This window comes from Gilliamella sp. Gris3-2 (genome assembly GCF_001690345.1).
Classification (GTDB): domain Bacteria; phylum Pseudomonadota; class Gammaproteobacteria; order Enterobacterales; family Orbaceae; genus Gilliamella; species Gilliamella bombi.
Genome location: NZ_LZHB01000072.1, coordinates 74348 through 94438, shown reverse-complemented (window position 1 = coordinate 94438; position 20091 = coordinate 74348). Strand labels below are relative to the sequence as shown.

Genomic DNA, 20091 nt, shown 5'->3' with positions numbered 1-20091 from the left:
TTTTTAACAAAAAATAGCTAAAATAATGAATCTCTAACTTTCAAAAAGTCATTGCGCATAACTTTCTTATATTGAAAACATGACTTTGGATAAAACGGTCAATCTTGGCTTGCTGAATTATTTTTTATATGTTGTGTGCTATGATAACACTTTGCCAAAAACTAACAATAAAGTTAAATAATGAATAGCTCGCAGAATTCACTTTTAAAAACCATTTTTACGACCAAGATGCTAATCTGCATTTTTACAGGTTTTGCTTCTGGTCTTCCTTTTTATTTATTATTACAACTGTTACCTGCATGGTTAGAAAGTGATGGTATTAATATCAAAACAATTGGAGCCTTTTCATTAACGCAAATTCCCTATATTTTTAAATTTATCTGGTCACCATTGATGGATAACATTTCGCTCTTTAATTTAGGGAGACGACGTGGTTGGATGCTTGGGTCCCAAATAATACTTATATTTTCTATCGCAATATTAGGATTTTTTTCACCTTCATTGAATATTTGGTTAATAGCAACCATTTGCTTTATTATTGCACTATTTTCAGCTACACAAGATATTGCTCTTGATGCCTTTAGACAAGAGTTATTGCTTGATAAAGAATTAGGACTTGGTAATAGTATTCATACCAATGCTTATCGCATTGCAGGTTTAGTGCCAGGTTCATTATCACTAATATTATCAAATACCTTGCCTTGGAATAGTGTTTTTATCATCACTGCATTATTTATGCTGCCTGCTATCATTATGACGTTACTAGTAAAAGAACCAATTAACCAATCGCCCCAAAATCATACTTTTGAAGATATCATCATTAAGCCATTTAGTGAATTTATTACTCGAAATGGACTTAAAACAGCCATATGGGTTTTAACATTTATCTTTTTATATAAATTAGGCGATAGCATGGCTACATCCTTAGCCACGCCTTTCTACTTACAAATGGGCTATAGTCGCCCCGACATTGGTTGGATTGCCAAAAATGCTTCTTTATGGCCAAGTGTGTTTGGAGCATTAATGGGTGGCATTTTGATGATCAAAATAGGCATAAACCGAGCATTATGGTCTTTTGGTGTTGTCCAAGTTATATCAATTTTAGGATTTATTTGGCTTTCGATAGAAGGACCTTTTACTACAATAGGAATATTTCAAAAAACGTTATTAGCCATAGTGATAGGGATTGAATCACTTGGTGTCGGTCTTGGTTCGGCTGCTTTTGTAGCGTTTATTGCTAAAACAACCAATCCACTTTATACCGCTACACAATTTGCTTTATTTACCAGCATTGCTTCAGTGCCAAGAACTCTAATTAATGCATCTACCGGTTTTATGGTTGAACACTTAGGATGGACAAACTTTTTTTGGTTATGTTTTATTCTTGCTTTTCCTGGTATGTTATTATTGTTAAAAGTTGCCCCGTGGAATAGCCAATCTTAGGAGAAAATATGGACAAACTAACCCAAGCATTCGACTTTAGACATGCATGTAAAAAATTTGATAATACCAAAAAAATCAGTGATGATGATATTAAATACATTTTAGAAGCGGGTCGTCAATCTCCTTCATCATTTGGCATGGAGCCATGGCATTTTGTGGTTGTTGATAGTCACAAGATAAAAGTTGAATTACGTAATGTTTGCTATAACCAAGAACAAGTTACCAGCTGTTCACATTTTGTCATTGTACTTTACCGCAAAGCCAATAATTTTACGTTGCAAAGTGATTATTTACGACGATCAATTGCACGCACTTTACCTGATCCAAATAATCAAACTTCTATTGACATAGCCTGCCAAGCATTTATCAATTTTTGTGAACAAGGACTCGCTGACGGTTTAACAATTAATCATTGGGCAGAAATGCAAGATTATATTGCTTGCGCCAACATGATGACTGCAGCGGCATTTCGTGATATTGATTCATGTGCTATTGGAGGATTCGATCATGATAAAGTCATCAAGATTCTAGAAAAATATATTCCACAATTTGGTGGCGACTCATTCGGGATAGGACTTTGCTTAGCTTTTGGTTATCGAATTAATGAACCAACAGCGCATATTCGTTGGCCACTTTCAGACTTAACTACATATCTAACTGATAGCAGCGAAACGAATTAAACAATAGTCACCTTCAATCACAAAATGGTAATTGAAGGTGTTGATAAAAATAGATAACTTATTATTATTCAATTAATTGATAAAGCGCTTCGGCTTCAGATGAAGCTGAATCCATAATAAAGGCAATTCCAGATAAAATATTACCAATCTGAGGATCGGTAATATTTTGTTGTACTGAATTTAAAATCTCTTGAGCCCAATTAATTTTTGTAAGTACAGCTTCGACACTTTCTTTTGAAGGATTACTCATCTTCTCTCCTACTGTTAGGATGTTAACTAAACCAATAATCAAAAATATCTTATTAAATAATAAAAAATTTGAGATAACGGATATAAGAATAAGAAAATCGCATATTCTAAACAGTAAAAACAAAAACAAAAATTAATGTAGTTTAAATAAAGAATAAATGTATTTAAAATAATTGAAAATAAAAAGATAAACTTTTAGTTTAATAAAAATTGGCGCAATACAAAAAAGCCTATTATGATTACCTATTGCTATAATAAACAATTCTTTTACATTATAACGATTGATAATGTTAGACTTATTAGCAATAAATTGCGTTAATTTTGCCCAAAATTTTAAAATTAAGTAAGGATTTAAAATGAAAACCAAACATGCTCGTTTATTAATACTTGGCTCTGGTCCTGCCGGTTACACTGCTGCTGTTTATGCCGCACGAGCTAACCTTTCCCCCGTGTTAATTACAGGGATGCAAGAAGGTGGGCAACTAACTACCACAACCGATATTGAAAACTGGCCAGCCGGTGCTCCTGATTTAACAGGACCAGAATTAATGGTTAAGATGAAAGAACATGCAGAAAGGTTTAATACTGAAATTATTTTAGATCAAATTGATCGCGTTGATTTTAGCACAAAGCCATTTAAGCTTTATGGTAGCGAAACGCAATACAGTTGTGATGCGCTTATTATTGCAACTGGCGCATCAGCGCAATACCTTGGTTTACCGTCAGAAGAAGCATTCAAAAGTAAAGGTGTGTCGGCTTGTGCTACCTGTGATGGATTTTTCTATCGCAACCAAAAAGTTGCCGTAGTGGGTGGTGGCAATACCGCAGTTGAAGAAACGCTTTATTTAGCCAATATCGCAAGTGAAGTACATTTAATTCACCGTCGAGATACCTTTAGAGCAGAAAAAATCTTAATGGATCGTTTAGATCAAAAAATTAAAGAAGGCAAAGTTATCTTACATACTCATCGTGTAGTTGATGAAATTTTAGGGGATAACATGGGAGTAACTGGAGTTAGAATCCGTAGCTCACAAGATCCTAATATTACCGAAGAATTATCGGTTTTAGGGGTGTTTATCGCTATTGGCCACAAACCAAACACCGCTATATTTGAAGGTCAACTTGAACTAAATGGCGGTTATATCAAAGTACAATCAGGCACGCAAGGCAACGCTACTCAAACCAGTGTCGAAGGTATTTTTGCTGCTGGTGATGTAATGGATCATGTCTATCGTCAAGCAATTACTTCAGCAGGTACAGGCTGTATGGCTGCTTTAGATGCAGAACATTATTTGGATAATTTAAAATAAGCAGTAAAGATCTTTATGTCATTAGATAAAAAACGCCAGACCTATCTACTTGGCTGGTTAAAACAGCAAGCAAAAATGCATAAAACTAATTTGCGTGCTTCAATTTTAACCGGCTTGGTTTTAACTATATTAGTTATTATTCAATCTGCATTACTCGCTGTAATTTTGCAAAAAATTATTATTGAACAACACTATTTTGTGGATATTCTGCCTTTTTTTGGCGCACTAATTGCAGTGTTACTTGGTCGAGCAGGCTTAATTTATCTACGCGAAAAGATCAACTTTGCCATAGGCAAAAAAGTTCGTCAGCAAATTCGACAGCAATTAATTGTTCAACTTGAGTTGCATGGGCCTGCTTATTTAAATCAAAGCACGATCGGCGCATGGAGTACGTTGCTTATTGAACAAGTTGATAAATTGCATGACTTTTTTGCCCGTTATCTTCCTCAAATGAGATTGGCAGGCATGGCACCGATTTTAATTTGTATTGCTATCTTCCCATTTAACTGGGCTGCTGCTACAATTTTGCTTTGCACCGCCCCCCTGATTCCTATTTTTATGATTTTAGTGGGAATGGGAGCCGCTGATATTAATCGTCGTCATTTTAAAGCGCTCGCATATTTAAGCGGTCATTTTTTAGATCGTTTAAAAGGACTCAATACCATTCGATTATTCAACCAAGGCGAAAAACAAACTAACGAAATAGCCATTGCCTCTGAAGATTTTCGTATTAAAACTATGCAAGTGCTCAAAATAGCCTTTTTATCTTCAGCCGTATTGGAGTTTTTTACTTCTATTTCAATCGCCATTGTGGCGGTTTATTTTGGATTTTCGTATTTAGGCGAATTCGATTTTGGTGCATATAATGGAACTGTTACTTTATTTGCTGGTTTTTTTGCGCTAATGCTAGCCCCTGAATACTTTCAACCTTTACGTGATTTGGGCACTTACTATCATGCCAAAGCTGAAGCAATCGCAGCAGCAGATAATATCGAAAGTTTTTTAAGTAAAAAAATCGCACCAAAACAATACAATGATAATATAACAAACATAAAATTGACTGAACCATTAAAAACAATTGAAGCAGATAATTTAATTGTATTATCTAACGAACAACAACCTATCGTTGGTCCATTATCGTTTAGTTTGCAAGCACCATTTAAATTAGCTCTAATAGGAACTAGTGGCGAGGGTAAAACTTCGTTAATGCAAGTACTACTCGGTTTTTTACCTTATCAAGGCTCACTAAAGATTAATGGTATTGAATTTAATCAATTAGATATTAATGATTGGCAACTGCAAGTAAGCTGGATTGGTCAAAATCCTTACTTGATTAATGGTACTATCCGTGAAAATATTTTATTGGGTAAACAAAATGCAACCAACCATGAACTGGATAACGTGATAGCCAAAACCCAATTGACCGAAGTTATTGCTAAATTACCACAAGGCATTAAAACCCAAGTTGGCGAAGATGCGGTACGTTTATCAGTTGGACAAGCACAGCGGATCGCCTTAGCCAGAGCAATGCTAAAACCCTGTCAATTATTGATTCTTGATGAACCAACTGCTAGTTTAGATAAACAAACCATCCAAAATTTGGATCAGCAGCACATTGCCCCGAATAGCATTACAATTACTCATCAAACAGATGACATGGAAGATTTTAAACAAATCTGGCAATTGGCTAATGGTAAGCTACACTGTGATATCAAGGGGGATTTATGCTAGCTATATTACGCCCTTATATCGCACTATATAAACACTATTTTGGGCAAATTTTATTGGGATTATTTTTGTCAATTCTTACCCTATTTGCCAGCGTATTTTTGCTATCATTATCAGGGTGGTTTTTGGCTTCTACCGCTTTTGTTGGCGTTGCAGGTTTGTATACTTTCAATTATATGTTGCCTGCTGCTGGTGTTCGTGCTGCGGCAATTATTCGAACCGCCGCTCGCTATATGGAGCGTTTAGTTGATCATAATACTACATTTAAAATCTTAGCTTATTTAAGAACGTTAGCTTTTCGTAAGATTTTGCCCTTAAGTGCCAATCAATTAGCCCACTACCAACGGGCTGACTTGCTTAATCGCTTTATTGTCGATATTGACGCACTTGATCACTTATACCTAAAACTTTTTTCACCTATTGTAACCGCACTTGTTACCATTGTTGTTTTGTTTGTTGGGTTAGCAAATATAAACTTACCTATTGCGTTAATTATTACTATTATCCTTACAACCACCTTACTTGTGGTTCCGGTCATTTTTTATCAAGCAGGAAAACAACTCGGCAAAACACTAGCTAAACAACAAAGTGAATATCGTTTATTATTAATTAATTATCTACAAGGACAAGCTGAACTTATCCTATTTAATGCACAACCACGCTATCGTGCTAAACTTGATGAGCTTGAATCAAACTGGCTTTATAACCAGCAACGTCAATCAACATTAATGGCACTATCAAGCGCATTGATTGTGCTGATTGCTGGTTTTTTAACGTTGCTTGTTCTGTGGCTAATTACCCAATACACCCTATCCCCTTTAGTGGCACTATTTGTATTTGTTAGTCTTGCAAGTGCTGAAATACTCATGCCAATTCCTGGCGCATTTATCTTTTTAGGGCAAGTACTTACTTCTGCCACACGCACAACGGCTATTTTTAATCAAACGCCCGACATTCAATTTGTTTCTAAAGGTAAAGCGATAGATTTAACTACAGCAAAATTAAAATTTGAACAAATTAATTTCAGCTACCCAAATCAACCTTTTGCGATATTAACTGATTTTTCCTTAACGGTTGAACAAGGTGAACATATTGGAATAATTGGTAAAACAGGTTGTGGTAAATCAACTTTATTAAGCCTAGTAAATCGGACTTGGGAGGCAAGCTCCGGCAATATTTATTTTAATGATACTCCAATAAATCAACTGGATGAAAAAACTTTGCGACAAGCCATTGCAATGGTTCCGCAAGTTATTACTATTTTTAGTGAGACTTTACGGCAAAATTTACTCATTGGTAATCCTAATGCAACTGATCAACAGCTTATTGAGGTTCTACATCAAGTTGAATTGGACAAATTACTAACTACAGAACAAGGTTTAAATATGCTAATTGGACAAGGTGGGCGTACTTTATCTGGCGGTGAAATTCGTCGTATAGGCATTGCAAGAGCATTACTGCATAATTCCCCTTTAATTTTAATGGACGAACCAACAGAAAGCCTTGATCAACGAACAGAACAACAAATTATCCAATTGATAAAGCAGACATGTAAAGGCAAAACACTAATCGTGGTTACGCATCGTTTGACTGATAATCCGCTGTTTGATCGAATTATTTCACTTTGATTAATGGTTTAATTTATATTTCATTCATTGCTGATAAAGGGCAATATTAGCTTTCCGTAATTGTAAAAATTCGAAAGTTTTGCTTATAAAAACGTTCAGATAGACTATTGATTTTATTTGTTTTTAAATTAGATAGTTATAAGAAAGTAGTTTGAATGTGGTCTCTTTTTGGGGTTAAGTTATGATATTTAAAGTAGTTACACGAAACCTTCCCAAAATTCGAGTAATCTATTAAAAAGACAATCAAAATTTTTCCTTTTTAAATCTAGCTATTTAAATTGACTTAAAAAATAGTATTTCAATATAGTAAATAGCTCAATTTTTCTTGTTTAAATCTACTTTAGTACTCATTACATGTAGGAAAACACAGAGCTGAACTATTTATAAGATGAACTACTATTCTACCGCCATCAAGCTAATAACAAGGGATATCTTCAAATAGTTTTAAATCATAATTAATTGTTTTATTTTATTGGCTGGGGTACCAGGATTCGAACCTGGGCGTGGCGGGATCAAAACCCGCTGCCTTACCGCTTGGCTATACCCCACTATAGAAAGTGAAAATCACTTTTGATACGAGCAGTGAGATTTGAACTCGCACATATTTCCAAGCTAGACCTTGAATCTAGCACATCTACCAATTCCATTATGCTCACATGAAAATAGTGAATAATTAACACATCAAACATTGATATAAATCAAGAATGAAATACCAAAATTATGCATATTGGAATGGCTGGGGTACCAGGATTCGAACCTGGGCGTGGCGGGATCAAAACCCGCTGCCTTACCGCTTGGCTATACCCCAATAAAGGATAGTTATTAAGATTAAATGGTGCGGGTGGAGAGACTTGAACTCACACGCCTTGCGGCGCCAGAACCTAAATCTGGTGCGTCTACCAATTTCGCCACACCCGCACTGAACACTTTCGGTAAAAGTACTACCTAATCCTAATGGTGGCTACGACGGGATTCGAACCTGTGACCCCATCATTATGAGTGATGTGCTCTAACCAGCTGAGCTACGTAGCCATTCATTCGCAACGTCGTAACCAACACTGCGAGGCGCATTATGCTAGGGTTACGCCAAATCGTCAACTATTTTTTTAAGATATTTTGAAAAAAAATGACGATTGATTAAGATGCAATCAAATCCAGTTTAATAACGCTTCAATTCGCCTTTTTTGTAACTCATAATGGATTTGTTTTCCTGTATAACCTTCAGAAATAATTTGCTGCACATTAACGTCATTAGCAATTTTATAAGCTTCTTTTATATAATTTGCTTGTGAAAACGATGTTGTTTTAGTAAAAGCTTGGCTTGCAATAATTAATTGTTCAAGGTGCGAAGGGTTGCGCCATACATCAATGCTATTTAGCAAAGAAATAATTTGTTCAGCTGTCAGGGTTTGCACTTGTTCAAGATTATTTCGATTCTGCTGAACCATGACGGCAACTTTAATATAGTTGTTAGGTACTTTAATTTTTGCACATAATGCTTCGACCGCTAATTTATTAGATAGCTGTGCACACAGTACAGCAAAACGGATTGTTAAATCATCAGTTAATATAGCAGATTTTTTTAGTGCATCACTAATATTGTCTGTTAAGTCTAATGATGAAAATAATAATGGAAGCGCTCCACATTGTTCTAGTACTTGAAAATAGACCTGTGGATTTGATGTCAACAATGCTTTTTCAGTTTCTTTCCACACACGTTCTGGTGTTAAGTAACTAACCTCACCGGCTAATACCATTTGTTTCATTAGATCTAGAGTTTGAGGAGCTACAGTAAAACCGAATTGATGAAAACGAGCTGCAAAACGAGCTACGCGCAAAATACGTAGAGGATCTTCTCGGAAGGCTGGCGATACATGGCGTAAGATTTTATGTTTGATGTCATCAACGCCATGATATGGATCAATTATATTGCCATCTTCGTCCATTGCAATGGCGTTAATGGTTAAATCACGGCGAATCAGATCTTGTTCTAATGTAATCTCTTTACCAAAATCACAGATAAATCCAGTATAACCTCTACCGGATTTACGCTCAGTGCGAGCCAACGCATATTCTTCTTTCGTATGAGGGTGTAAAAAAACTGGAAAGTCTTTACCGACTTGTTGATAACCTAATGCTAAAAGCTCGTCTGGCGTAGCGCCAACAACAACCCAGTCATGATCAGCAACAGGTTGGTGCAACAATTTATCGCGCACACTCCCTCCTACAAGATAGATTTTACTCATCTATCTCATCCAACGATCTTTTTTGCGTCGGCTTGGTATAATTCTTGGTAATATAAGCCCTAAAATAAGACCGCCTCCAGCAACAAGACCACCATAGGTAAACCAAGTTACAATAAGGTCACGGCGTTTATCATCAACTTGATTTAGCATTGATTCAATTCGTGAATTTTGCTCCTTAACTTGTTGTTCTAGTGCTTCATTTTTATTTTGAAGTGTTTCTATAGATTTTTCAGCCGTCTGCAACTTTTGGATATAGTCACTTAACAATTTTTGTTGATTTGCCTCAGCATTATCAACTTTATCTTGATATTCTGCTAGTTTTGCTTCTAGCGCTGGAAAGCGTTCTTTATAACTAGGTTGTTCATTTAGTTTGCTTGTTTCAATCCAAGCGGTGCTACCATTATTAAGTTGAATGCGAGTAAATTTGCCATCTGCACTTTTTTCAAGCTCAACAACTTTTTCTCCAGCTTTAACTGCATTAGAAAACGCATATTGCGAACCAGGACCTCTACGCAAATAAATATCGACATTATCAGTCACATATTTGTCTATAGCGTAACCATTAAAAGAAATCGCAAAAAACGAAAGTAGTGCAATAATATTCTGTTTTTTCATATATTTCCAATAAGCATCTATAAATAGTTTCATGATAACATAAAATAATAGCAAGTCGCATATTCATTTTATAATAAATAGTTTTAAAAACTAAAATAAATATAACCTCCAATAATGAAATCGTTTACATTTTTATGAGATCTTAATCACAAAATATGAAATTAAAAATATTATTTTATATAAATAGCTATTATTTTATATAAGTGACATATTACAAACTTGGAGCCATTATGAATTATCGTCTTAGCAATAATAATATAGATATCCTTTTTCGCACTGAACCGTATGCCGAATTGTGTTATTTTGGTAAACGATTACAAAACTTTCAACCTGAAATGATTGACATGCTTTACCCTGCTGTACCAAATTCCCGTATAGATGTCAACGTTCCATTTACTCTATGTCCAGAGGAAGGTTTAGGTAATTTTAGTACACCAGGACTTGAAGGACACCGAAATAGTAAAGATTGGTCTCCCGTTTTTACAACTAAAGAAGTTAATAAAACTGACAATAGCATTACCATTATTAGTGAAGATAACATTGCTAAACTTCGTTTAACCAGTTTTTTTATTTTAGATAAAAGTGGGGTTTTGCAGTGTCAAAATACGTTAACCAATTTAGGTGATGAACCATATCAAGTTAATCGTTTTTCTATTACGTTACCTATTCCTGAACGGGCACAAGAATTAATGGCTTTTAGTGGTCGTTGGATTAAAGAATTTTTCCCTCATCGAACTAAAATATCACATTGTGGTTATTTACAAGAAAATCGACGAGGACGAACATCACACGAATATTTCCCTGGGATGATGGTTGGTACCGAAGGTTTTAAAGAACAAACTGGCGAAGTTTGGGGGATCCACTTGGGATGGAGTGGTAATCATCGCATTCAAGTTGCAGTTAAAAGTAACGGTAAACGTTTTATTCAAGCTGAAGCTCTGTATTATGCAGGAGAAATATCACTAGCTAAAGGTGAATCTTTAAGTACGCCTTGGTTATATGCTACCTATAGCAATGAAGGCTTAAATAAAATGAGTCAACATTTCCACCAGTTTCTACGCAGTAATATTATTAAATTCGCCAAAAATAAAGCTCGTCCTGTTCATCTTAATACGTGGGAAGGTATCTTTTTTGACCATAACCCTGATTACATTATGAAAATGGCGACTAAGGCAGCTCAAATTGGTGTTGAACGCTTTATCATTGATGACGGTTGGTTTGGTAAACGTGATGATGATTACCAAGGATTAGGTGATTGGTATTTAGATGAGCGAAAATATCCCAATGGTTTAGAACCAGTTATTAAACATGTTAAAGATCTTGGTATGGAGTTTGGTATTTGGGTTGAACCAGAAATGATTAATAAAAACTCAGATCTTTATCGTGCCCATCCAGATTGGTTACTTGAACTACCAGGTTATCAACAACCAGAAGGTCGTCATCAGTATTTACTTGATTTACAAAATCCAGCTGTTTTTGAATATCTACTTGAAAGACTAACTTGGTTACTCAGTAGTTATGACGTTGATTATATAAAATGGGATATGAATCGTGAAATTGTTCAACCTGGTCATGAAGGTAATCCTGCTATTGTTGGTCAAACTAAAGCGCTTTACCGATTGCTTGATATTTTGCAAGAAAAATTCCCTACCGTTGAAATAGAATCTTGTTCATCAGGTGGAGGTCGAATTGATTATGAGATTTTAAAGCGTACACAACGTTTTTGGACTTCAGATTCTAACGATGCATTAGATAGACAAATAATTCAACGCGGAATGAGTTATTTCTTCCCTCCAGAAGTCATGGGTGCTCATATTGGCGGTGCATTATGTCATACTACATTCCGTGAGCTACATATGAATTTACGCGGTCTAACTGCTTTATTTGGTCATATGGGAGTTGAACTCGATCCAGTAAAAGTATCTGAGCAAGAACAGAACGGTTTTGCATATTATATTAATTTACATAAACAATTGCGTCCTTTATTACATAGTGGTAACTCTGTAAGATTGGATGTTGATGATAACCTAGCTATGCAAAGTTATGGTGTTGTTAGCCAAAACCAAAAAGAAGCTGTGTTTATTATCGCTCAACTAACATTACCAACTTACGCGTTAAGCGGTAATTTACGATTGACAGGCTTGTTGGCCGATAAACAATACCAAATTGAAGTGCTAGATATGCCTGATAACATTGATCCTAAAATAAATGGTCATGTTATGAAAGCATTACCTCAATGGATGAAGAACAAAACGACTCTATCTGGTGATTGGTTAATGGATGTCGGATTACCTTTACCAGTACTTGACCCAGCAACGGCTATGTTAATAAAAGTAACCGCTAAATAATATTATTGATACTTTTAAATTAATTATTTAGCGACTATCAGGGGATTTGCTAATTGCTGTCCCCTTAATATTTAGTCTTTAATGAAACAATTCTAGTTTTTAATTCGCCAATAATATCATTGGCAAAGTTTTTATTTTACCTTATTATGATCAATTAATTCAGTCATATATCAAGAGTATTGCAAATAAATTAACTTCAAGACAGTAAAAAAGATAACCCTTTCACTTTCAGTACTTTTTGTCTTATATTATTGTTAATCTACAGAACTCTATATTGATAAGCATTAAATATTATAATTATCGATATTTTATGGATAGTAATTAATTAAAAGGTTTTTTATGGCGACAATAAAAGATGTTGCGCGTTTAGCTAAAGTTTCAGTTGCAACTGTATCTCGCGTAATTAATAACGCAAATAACGTTCGAGATAATACTAGAGATACCGTAAAAGAAGCTATGGAAAAATTAAACTACTATCCTGATGCTAATGCACGCGCTTTATCACAACAAAATTCGAATACTATTGGTATTGTTGTAGCTGATGTATCGGATCCATTTTTTGGTGCCATGGTTAGTACCGTTGAAAAAGTTGCCTCACGAACAGGTCATTTTTTGTTGATCGGTAATGGCTATCATAATGAGCAACAAGAATATAATGCAATTACTCAATTAATTGAACATCGCTGTTCGTCGTTAGTTGTACATGCCAAAATGCTCTCTGATAGCGATCTAGAAAAATTGATGCTACAAGTACCAGGTATGGTTCTAATTAATCGTATCGTAAAAGGATTTGAAAAACGCTGTATTGCTCTTGATGATCGTTACGGCTCTTATCTTGCAGTCAAACATTTAATTCAACATGGACATACTAGAATTGGTTATTTATGTTCAAATCATAATATTTCTGATTCATCTGATCGTTTACAAGGCTATAAAGACGCATTGTTAGAACATGGTATTGATGTTAATGAAAACCTTATTGCGATTGGTTTACCTAATGAAATAGGTGGCGAACAAGCAATGATGTCATTACTTGAACGCAACTGCCATATCACCGCAATTGCTTGTTATAACGATTCAATGGCTGCCGGTGCAATGTCTGTGCTTTATGATAATGATATTAAAATTCCAAACGATATTTCGATCATTGGTTTTGATGATCTTGTTTTATCACGTTATTTACATCCTAAATTAACTACCATTCGTTATCCTTTACAGACAATGGCTGAACAAGCTGCTGAATTAGCACTAAAGCTTGCAAAAGGAGAAAGTATTCCAACAAATTTGATTAACGTCTATATACCAACCTTAACTAAGCGTTATTCAGTAACTTTTATTAATATTTAAAAATATCAACAAAGTATCCATTTTTCATCTGAACCATATATTTTACATCTATAATATAGTTCAGATGATAATTCTTATTTTATATCTATAACCTTACACTTAAAACCAAACTTCTGTTTGTACACCGAAGCTAATTTGATGATCTTTACCATTAAAATCAAATTTACTAATATCATTTTGTAGTGCTTCTATATAAGAAACATAAAAACGAATATCAGGTCGTGAAGATAAAATACTTTTTCCGACTTTAAATGAATGGTAAAGCGTTGTTTTATATCCGGCTTCAACATAAGTTTTACTTTTAACTTTGTCTTTCTGACGAAAGTAACCTAGTTCAACACCGCTTTGATTATAAGTATCCCAGATATAAGCTGGTCTTATTGCTGATTTAAAACTTGTAAAATCGGTATGTGGAAGATTAAGATCATAAGAATAAACATCATTTCCTGAAGTTAAAGCCAAAGCATGAGCAACAATGATATTATCGCTTAAATAAGCTTCACCTTCCGATACAAAACGATAAGCTTTACCACCAGTATGTGTACCTATATAGTCATTATCCGAATTACTGGCAAACTCTGGGTTATTAGTATTAATGTTAGCCAGCTGTGATGCAACAGAATTGGTTGCTGTCTGTAATGTAAACTGATTAAATCCGCCAAAAAATTCATTTTGACGCAAAACAAGGCTACCAAGCCAAGCATTTTTAACAGATATACTATTTTGAATTTTAGATTTATTTGGTGCTGAATAACGAACATTCAAACCAAGCGTTGCATTTTGCCATAATGGGATATCACGATAGCGAATTTCTAGTTCGTTTAAATCAACTTCTTCCTTTTTGTATTGATCAATTTTATTTACTTTACTATCATCAGTACTAATTATTTCTTTTTTATTTTTCACATTTACATCTGCTCTAACTAATGATAAATCAAGAGCACCGACACCGACTTTAAGATTTTCAATACCAATACCTCCACCTGCTGGCGTTTTTTGTGTTTTCCAATCAAGCATTTGTATTTCATTGTAAGGCAAAGAATGTTTACCCACCCATAATTTCGCATCAGGGAAACGTGGCACAAATCCTTTTGTTTCTAAATATATATCTGAAAATTGCATAATATTGTCATCTTGCGTATTAAATAAACCCGCAGCTTTATTTGTTGCCACGTTTCCATCAATCATAACAATTGCATCAACTCGCCTTCCATCTTGATCATAGACTTTTTGCTTAAAGATAAGATCATACCAACCACCATATTCATTACCAAATCGACCTAATGCACCTTCAGCATAATTTTTAGGTTTACCATTGCTTGAAGTTGACCAACCACCACGGAAGTAACCATTATAAGAAAATCCTATTTCTTCTTTAATATAATCTTTAAATTCAGCTAAAGTAAATGAAGTCTTTTCTGGATGATTGCTGTCTTGCATAGTATCGGTTTTTGGTGTACTAACTAGTAAAATTTGATTATTATTTGCTTGTACAGGATTAACTGGAGGCTGTTGCTTTGTAATTGCTACATTTTGACTATTTTTAAGCGCTTTTTTCTGATTATTTATAATAATTTGTTGTTTTTGAAGATTATTATTTAATTTAGCAAGTTGCTTATTAGAATCAATCACTTGCTTTTTCAAATCATTAGACTCTTGACTAAGAACTAATAACTTTTGCTCTAATAACGCAATTCTTGCTTCTAGCTCATCTTGAGTCGCTGCCATCGCATTGGGTAAATAACACAAACCTAGCATAGTCATTAAAACAACTCGTTTTGGTTTGATTTTATATACTATTTTTTTTGAAAATTTCATTTCTTTTCCCCCCCTTAAACTTATTATTAAAAAATAATTAAAAATCTTTTAAATTTCAGACAAAAAAAAACCTAAAAAATAGTCATAACTATTTTTTAGGTTTTGCCCGCTATAAATCGGTAACAATCCAATACCTTTTACTAGGTAGTTTAAATATAACCAATAAAAGCGACTATTCAAAAACTAAACACTAATATTGTGATAGATATCACATTAAAAATTATCATTTTATATACAGTATTAATCGGTTTATGTTATCAAATGAAACAGATTCCTAAAAAAGTAAAATGGCTTGGCTTAGGACCTCATGAAAATTATCCTGATCGAAAAACATCAGCTATTTTTGGTGATTGGTCGTTACCTTTTGCAGAACTTTATACACCTTATATTTATCCATGTGAAAATGGATTGCGTTGCGAGGTTAAAAGATTGCAACTTAATGAGATGATCATAACTGGACATCAGTTTAAATTTAACGTTAATCAATATGGGACAGAGCAATTAATAGAAAAAACTCATCGTCATTTATTGGAACCTAGGTCATGCGCTTATATAAGTATTGATGCTTATCATATGGGAATTGGTGGAGATGATTCTTGGACACCAAATGTACATCATAAATTTTTAGTGACAGATAAACACTATAGCTATCAGCTTATGTTTAAATGTTAAATAAGCCATCTAAAAATAAGGCACCGTTTTGGGTGCCTTATTTTTATTCAATTGTATTTTTCGATATGGTTATTTCTTAATAATTGTTATATTCCATTTAACATTTCACCATCAAACAGCTTATCAAGTTCTTCGATAAATTCTTGCTGAGGTAGGTGATAAAAGATGCCTTGCTCGGGCATTCCTCGTAAAAAGAGATAATATACCCCTCCAAAATGCGTTTGGTATTGGTAATTAGACAAACGTCCTTTTAAAAAACGATGCAATGCTAAACAGTAAAGTTGATATTGTAGGTCATAGCGATGATCGCACATCACTTTTTCAAGTGCTTCTTGGCTATAAGCATCAACACATTCACCTAACCAATTAGATTTATAATCAACCACATAATATTTCCCTTCAAATTTGAAGACTAAATCGATAAAGCCTCTTAGCATACCTTGTACCGACTCAAAATCTAATTCGGGACATAATCTTGATAAATGATCATATTGTTTACACAAACTATCTAATTGCTGACTAGTGACTGTTTTGCGTATAGGGAGATAGAATTGCAATTCGTTAATATGTTGCCCCATTAACACTTGCGATAATATTAAATTTGGATCATGCAGTTTTGTAGTCAATATCTGTTGCATCCAATTTGTTACTACGCTATTCCACTCTGTTTCTAAATTGAGCTTTTTTACCATCTGATTACATAATTCAACAAGATTATCTGATGTGATATCTTCCATAATGCTGTGCATTAATGTACCAACATATGCTCCTTTAGGAAAATGGTGGATATCATATAATGTGTCGTTTGATTGTACTCTATCGGATTCGTATGGGGATTCGTCCCAGTCATTAATAAGATCAGGCTTATAAGCCAATACATTATGATTATGCCTTTGTAATTCAGTATAACTTGTAACCCGCCAACTGTTTGAAATATTACGCGAAAATACGTTAGCCGATAATGATTGGTCTGGCAAAATTGCCGGAATATACTGTTCGCTCTCTATTGGTAATTGGACATCAATTAAATTAGCTATATTGGCAATTGATCTTAATTCACTTTTTAATAAATGATTAATAGCCGATTGGCTTTTTTTCAATGAAGCAAGTCCAATACTACAATGATAAACCGAGCGAGTCATTGCAACATATAATAGCCGCAAATCTTCAGCAAGTCGCTCTTTTTCTATCTGCTCTTTAATCTCATCAGACAGTAACCATGCATAAGTTGGCTGATAGTCATTATCTTTATCATGATAAAATTGGCTATCGGATGCACGATATATTGAAATAAATGGTAACCAAACAATTGGAAACTCTAATCCCTTTGATTTATGAATAGTAATAATCTTGACAAGGTTTTCATCACTTTCAAGGCGTTGTTGATGATTTTCTAAATTTGGATCTGGGTTAACAATTTGTTTTGTCAACCACCGAATTAAGGCGTGTGGACCATCTAACTCATTTGATGTTTCTTGAAGTAATTCACCTAAATGCATTAAGTTAGTTAATGTTCGTTCACCACCTTGGCGAGCTAAGATGTTTTCAGCTAGATGCCGTTTTTTCATCATTCGGCGTAACATAACCAATACACCATAATATTGCCAAATTGCTTGATATTGTTTGAATTCTTCGACCAAACTTTCCCATTTATCTTGATCGTCAGTGATTTGTTCAAGGTCTGTCATGGTTTGACCTAATAGCGATGTCATTAATGCTAGCTTGAGCATTGTTTCGTTTTCTGGCATTAAAACAGCTTGCAATAGGCTCAATACATCTTTTGCTTCATTTGAAGAAAACACACTACTATTGTTTGACAAGTAGACACTCTTAACACCGCAATGAGTCAATTTTTGTTGGATAACTTTGGCCTCACGTCCATTACGCACTAAGATTGCAATGTCAGCTGTAGTCACTGGACGTTGTTCGTTTTCGCTATCAATTAACATTGACGAATTAGACAGTAAAGTCACTATTTGGGTAGCACAACAACTAGCCATGTGTTCTTGATAATCTGAATTGGTTGCAATATCATCAGGCAGTAAGTAAGCAGCTAATGCCGATACTTCTTGGTTGTTAACTTGCAAAGACTTTTGCTGATTCCGTTTTGCCGCTTCCATGGGTAAAAAAGGAATATCATTAAATATAAATGGATTATCGCAATTAGAAAATAATTGGTTAACAGCTTTGACCATCGAAGCAGATGAACGATGGTTTACATCCATGGTAAAAGAATTTTCCCCTGTCGATTGTTTAGCTTTTAAGTAAGTGAATATATCTGCACCTCGAAAGCTGTAAATTGCTTGTTTTGGATCACCAATAAATAATAGACCTCGATCTAACTTGTTCCTGTCATAAATACGATCAAAAATTTGATACTGAGCAGGATCAGTATCCTGGAACTCATCAATTAAAGCAACACAATATTTTGAGGCTATACTTTGCGCCAATCGATCACCTGCTTTTGCTTTTAATGCACGATTTAGTTGCCAAATAAGATCGTCAAAGCTCATCTCGCCATTTTTGAGTTTTTCGTTATAGATCCCTTTCTGAATTACACTGACAATATCCATTAAGATTTGGCTTCGTAGATCAAAAGGTTGTTTATATAGATCGTCAATTTGTTCAAAAAACGAATGACATGGAACACTTTTTCCTTCTTTCGTCTTTTCGATTAAAACTGATTGCTTAAATTTTTCAAGTTCGTTGGGTAATTCAAATGTTCGAGTTTTGCTGTTAGCCCATGCCGATACTTTAATTACCCAATTGGGTAGATTTCGACTACTATATGATTGTTTGCTGACACCTGATTGTATAATGATTTCAACTAATTTTTCAGACAAAGCTAACCAAGATTTTTTAATATTTTCAATTTTTTCATAACTTTGTTGGTAAAACAACTTTATTGTTGTACTTATATCTAGGTTTACCTTGCCAGCATTGTTGAAATCTAACCCTAAATAAGGGGTGATGTCTTTTAGCAATGCCGTTGGATCTTGCCATGTAGCAAGCACTAAATAAGCAAGTGGTTTATCAAGCTGTGTAAAATAGTGACGCCAAAAATCTTGAGTTACTCTTAATTTTAACTCATATTCATCTGAGATTAGCTTTTGCTCAAATAAAACACCCGATTCAAATGCATGGCTAGTTAGTATTCGTTGGCAAAAACTATGTATAGTATAAATAGCCGCATCATCCATTGACTGTTGTGCAATAGTAAGTTGCTGTACTGCAAATTTTCTATCATCAATTAATTCAATTAGTTGTTGATAAATAGGATCTTTATGATGTCCTTGTAATAGCCCTATTCGCAGTTCTTGAATATTTTGCCTTATCCTCGATCGAAGTTCTTGAGTTGCCGCTTTGGTAAAAGTCACAACCAGAATTTCGTTAACATTTAAAGGCCTTGGGTAACTATTTTGACCAATGCCCAATAATAATCTTAAGTAAATAAAGGCAAGAGAATAAGTTTTACCAGTTCCAGCCGATGCTTCAATTAAAGTTCGACCAGTTAGAGGTAAATCAAAAAGATTAAGTTTTTTTACTCCGCTTGATGAAACCATTCAAGATTTCCTGCAGAGTTTGGTAATAAACTAATACAAGCAATTGCGGCAGTAGAAAACATAGGAGGAGCAACTTGCGGACATAGTTCATTAACTAAATATCCCACCAATGGCAAATGAGATACAATAATCACATTTTCAACCCCATCATTTAACAATATTGCTAATACGTCAGCAATATGAGATGGGCTACCACCAGGCACTAAAAATTGATTAGTTTCAACTTTTGCAACACTAACGTGTGATGATAATTCTGTTAATGTTTGTTTAGCTCGCAAATAAGGGCTAACCAAACCAATTTCAAATTGAAAATTTTGCTGTTTAAGCCATTTGCCAGCTTGATTTGACTGATTAATGCCATAATTTGTTAAGATTCTACTGGAATCCGATGAAGCAGAAAACCCTGCTTCACCATGTCTCATAATACAAACTTTCATCAATATT

Annotated in this window: 14 protein-coding genes and 5 tRNA genes; 8 read left to right on the top strand and 11 right to left on the bottom strand. The window is 34.4% G+C overall.

All coding sequences use genetic code 11. The features are described 5' to 3' along the window. The first annotated feature begins 180 nt into the window (after nt 1–180). A complete protein-coding gene (locus A9G32_RS10795; protein ID WP_065589562.1) occupies nt 181–1443 on the top strand; it encodes an AmpG family muropeptide MFS transporter in 1263 nt (420 codons plus the stop codon). An 8-nt stretch (nt 1444–1451) separates the two neighbouring features. Beyond that, nucleotides 1452–2123 (top strand): NAD(P)H-dependent oxidoreductase, encoded by a 672-nt coding sequence (locus tag A9G32_RS10790; RefSeq protein ID WP_065589561.1) that lies wholly within the window; start codon nt 1452–1454, stop codon nt 2121–2123. Nucleotides 2124–2187: 64 nt separating this feature from the next. On the opposite strand, the gene A9G32_RS10785 is transcribed toward A9G32_RS10790, so the two are convergent. Next, the gene (locus tag A9G32_RS10785) at nt 2188–2373 is read right to left on the bottom strand and encodes a hypothetical protein (RefSeq protein WP_065589560.1); all 186 of its coding nucleotides are present in this window, start codon (nt 2371–2373) and stop codon (nt 2188–2190) included. A gap of 355 nt (nt 2374–2728) precedes the next feature. Between A9G32_RS10785 and trxB the strand changes: the two genes are divergently transcribed. From trxB to cydC, 3 genes are read left to right on the top strand one after another with little or no spacing between them, the layout of a single operon-like run. Further along, nucleotides 2729–3682 (top strand): thioredoxin-disulfide reductase, encoded by a 954-nt coding sequence (gene trxB, locus A9G32_RS10780; RefSeq protein ID WP_065589559.1) that lies wholly within the window; start codon nt 2729–2731, stop codon nt 3680–3682. Nucleotides 3683–3697: 15 nt separating this feature from the next. Beyond that, nucleotides 3698–5413, top strand: coding sequence for a heme ABC transporter permease/ATP-binding protein CydD (gene cydD / locus A9G32_RS10775; protein WP_065589558.1), 1716 nt, complete (start codon nt 3698–3700; stop codon nt 5411–5413). After that, complete coding sequence (gene cydC / locus A9G32_RS10770) at nt 5407–7038, top strand: heme ABC transporter ATP-binding protein/permease CydC (RefSeq protein WP_218055892.1); 1632 nt, start codon at nt 5407–5409, stop codon at nt 7036–7038. The genes cydD and cydC overlap by 7 nt, the downstream gene beginning before the upstream one ends. 473 nt (nt 7039–7511) lie before the next feature. On the opposite strand, the gene A9G32_RS10765 is transcribed toward cydC, so the two are convergent. The 7 genes from A9G32_RS10765 to A9G32_RS10740 form a co-directional block, all read right to left on the bottom strand. Further along, nucleotides 7512–7586 (bottom strand) — tRNA-Gln (locus tag A9G32_RS10765). Between the two features lie 26 nt (nt 7587–7612). Beyond that, a tRNA-Leu gene (locus A9G32_RS13100) sits at nt 7613–7694 on the bottom strand. Nucleotides 7695–7771: 77 nt separating this feature from the next. Further along, nucleotides 7772–7846 (bottom strand) — tRNA-Gln (locus A9G32_RS10760). Nucleotides 7847–7871: 25 nt separating this feature from the next. Further along, nucleotides 7872–7956: transfer RNA gene (locus A9G32_RS10755), tRNA-Leu, on the bottom strand. Between the two features lie 37 nt (nt 7957–7993). Beyond that, nucleotides 7994–8070, bottom strand: a tRNA-Met gene (locus tag A9G32_RS10750). A 116-nt stretch (nt 8071–8186) separates the two neighbouring features. Further along, nucleotides 8187–9284 carry a multifunctional CCA addition/repair protein gene (locus A9G32_RS10745; RefSeq protein ID WP_065589557.1) on the bottom strand — a complete coding sequence of 366 codons (1098 nt, stop codon included), beginning with the start codon at nt 9282–9284 and terminating at the stop codon, nt 8187–8189. Further along, nucleotides 9285–9899: a TIGR04211 family SH3 domain-containing protein gene (locus tag A9G32_RS10740; RefSeq protein WP_065589556.1), complete on the bottom strand. Its 615-nt coding sequence runs from the start codon at nt 9897–9899 to the stop codon at nt 9285–9287. Nucleotides 9900–10129: 230 nt separating this feature from the next. Here A9G32_RS10740 and A9G32_RS10735 point away from each other — a divergent pair, with 230 nt between their 5' ends. Both A9G32_RS10735 and A9G32_RS10730 read left to right on the top strand, forming a co-directional pair. Continuing rightward, nucleotides 10130–12247: an alpha-galactosidase gene (locus tag A9G32_RS10735; protein WP_065589555.1), complete on the top strand. Its 2118-nt coding sequence runs from the start codon at nt 10130–10132 to the stop codon at nt 12245–12247. Nucleotides 12248–12586: 339 nt separating this feature from the next. Continuing rightward, nucleotides 12587–13594, top strand: coding sequence for a substrate-binding domain-containing protein (locus A9G32_RS10730; RefSeq protein WP_065589554.1), 1008 nt, complete (start codon nt 12587–12589; stop codon nt 13592–13594). A 99-nt stretch (nt 13595–13693) separates the two neighbouring features. Here A9G32_RS10730 and A9G32_RS10725 read toward each other — a convergent pair whose 3' ends face one another. After that, nucleotides 13694–15412: a carbohydrate porin gene (locus A9G32_RS10725; protein WP_218055891.1), complete on the bottom strand. Its 1719-nt coding sequence runs from the start codon at nt 15410–15412 to the stop codon at nt 13694–13696. 198 nt (nt 15413–15610) lie between these two features. Between A9G32_RS10725 and A9G32_RS10720 the strand changes: the two genes are divergently transcribed. Beyond that, on the top strand, nt 15611–16084 hold the full coding sequence (locus A9G32_RS10720) for a hypothetical protein (protein WP_065589553.1): 474 nt from the start codon (nt 15611–15613) through the stop codon (nt 16082–16084). Between the two features lie 86 nt (nt 16085–16170). Here the strand turns inward: A9G32_RS10720 and recB are convergent, their stop codons facing one another. Both recB and sixA read right to left on the bottom strand, forming a co-directional pair. Next, a complete protein-coding gene (gene recB, locus A9G32_RS10715) occupies nt 16171–19647 on the bottom strand; it encodes an exodeoxyribonuclease V subunit beta (RefSeq protein ID WP_065589552.1) in 3477 nt (1158 codons plus the stop codon). Continuing rightward, nucleotides 19626–20084 carry a phosphohistidine phosphatase SixA gene (sixA, locus tag A9G32_RS10710; RefSeq protein ID WP_065589551.1) on the bottom strand — a complete coding sequence of 153 codons (459 nt, stop codon included), beginning with the start codon at nt 20082–20084 and terminating at the stop codon, nt 19626–19628. The genes recB and sixA overlap by 22 nt, the downstream gene beginning before the upstream one ends. Nucleotides 20085–20091: the final 7 nt, after the last annotated feature.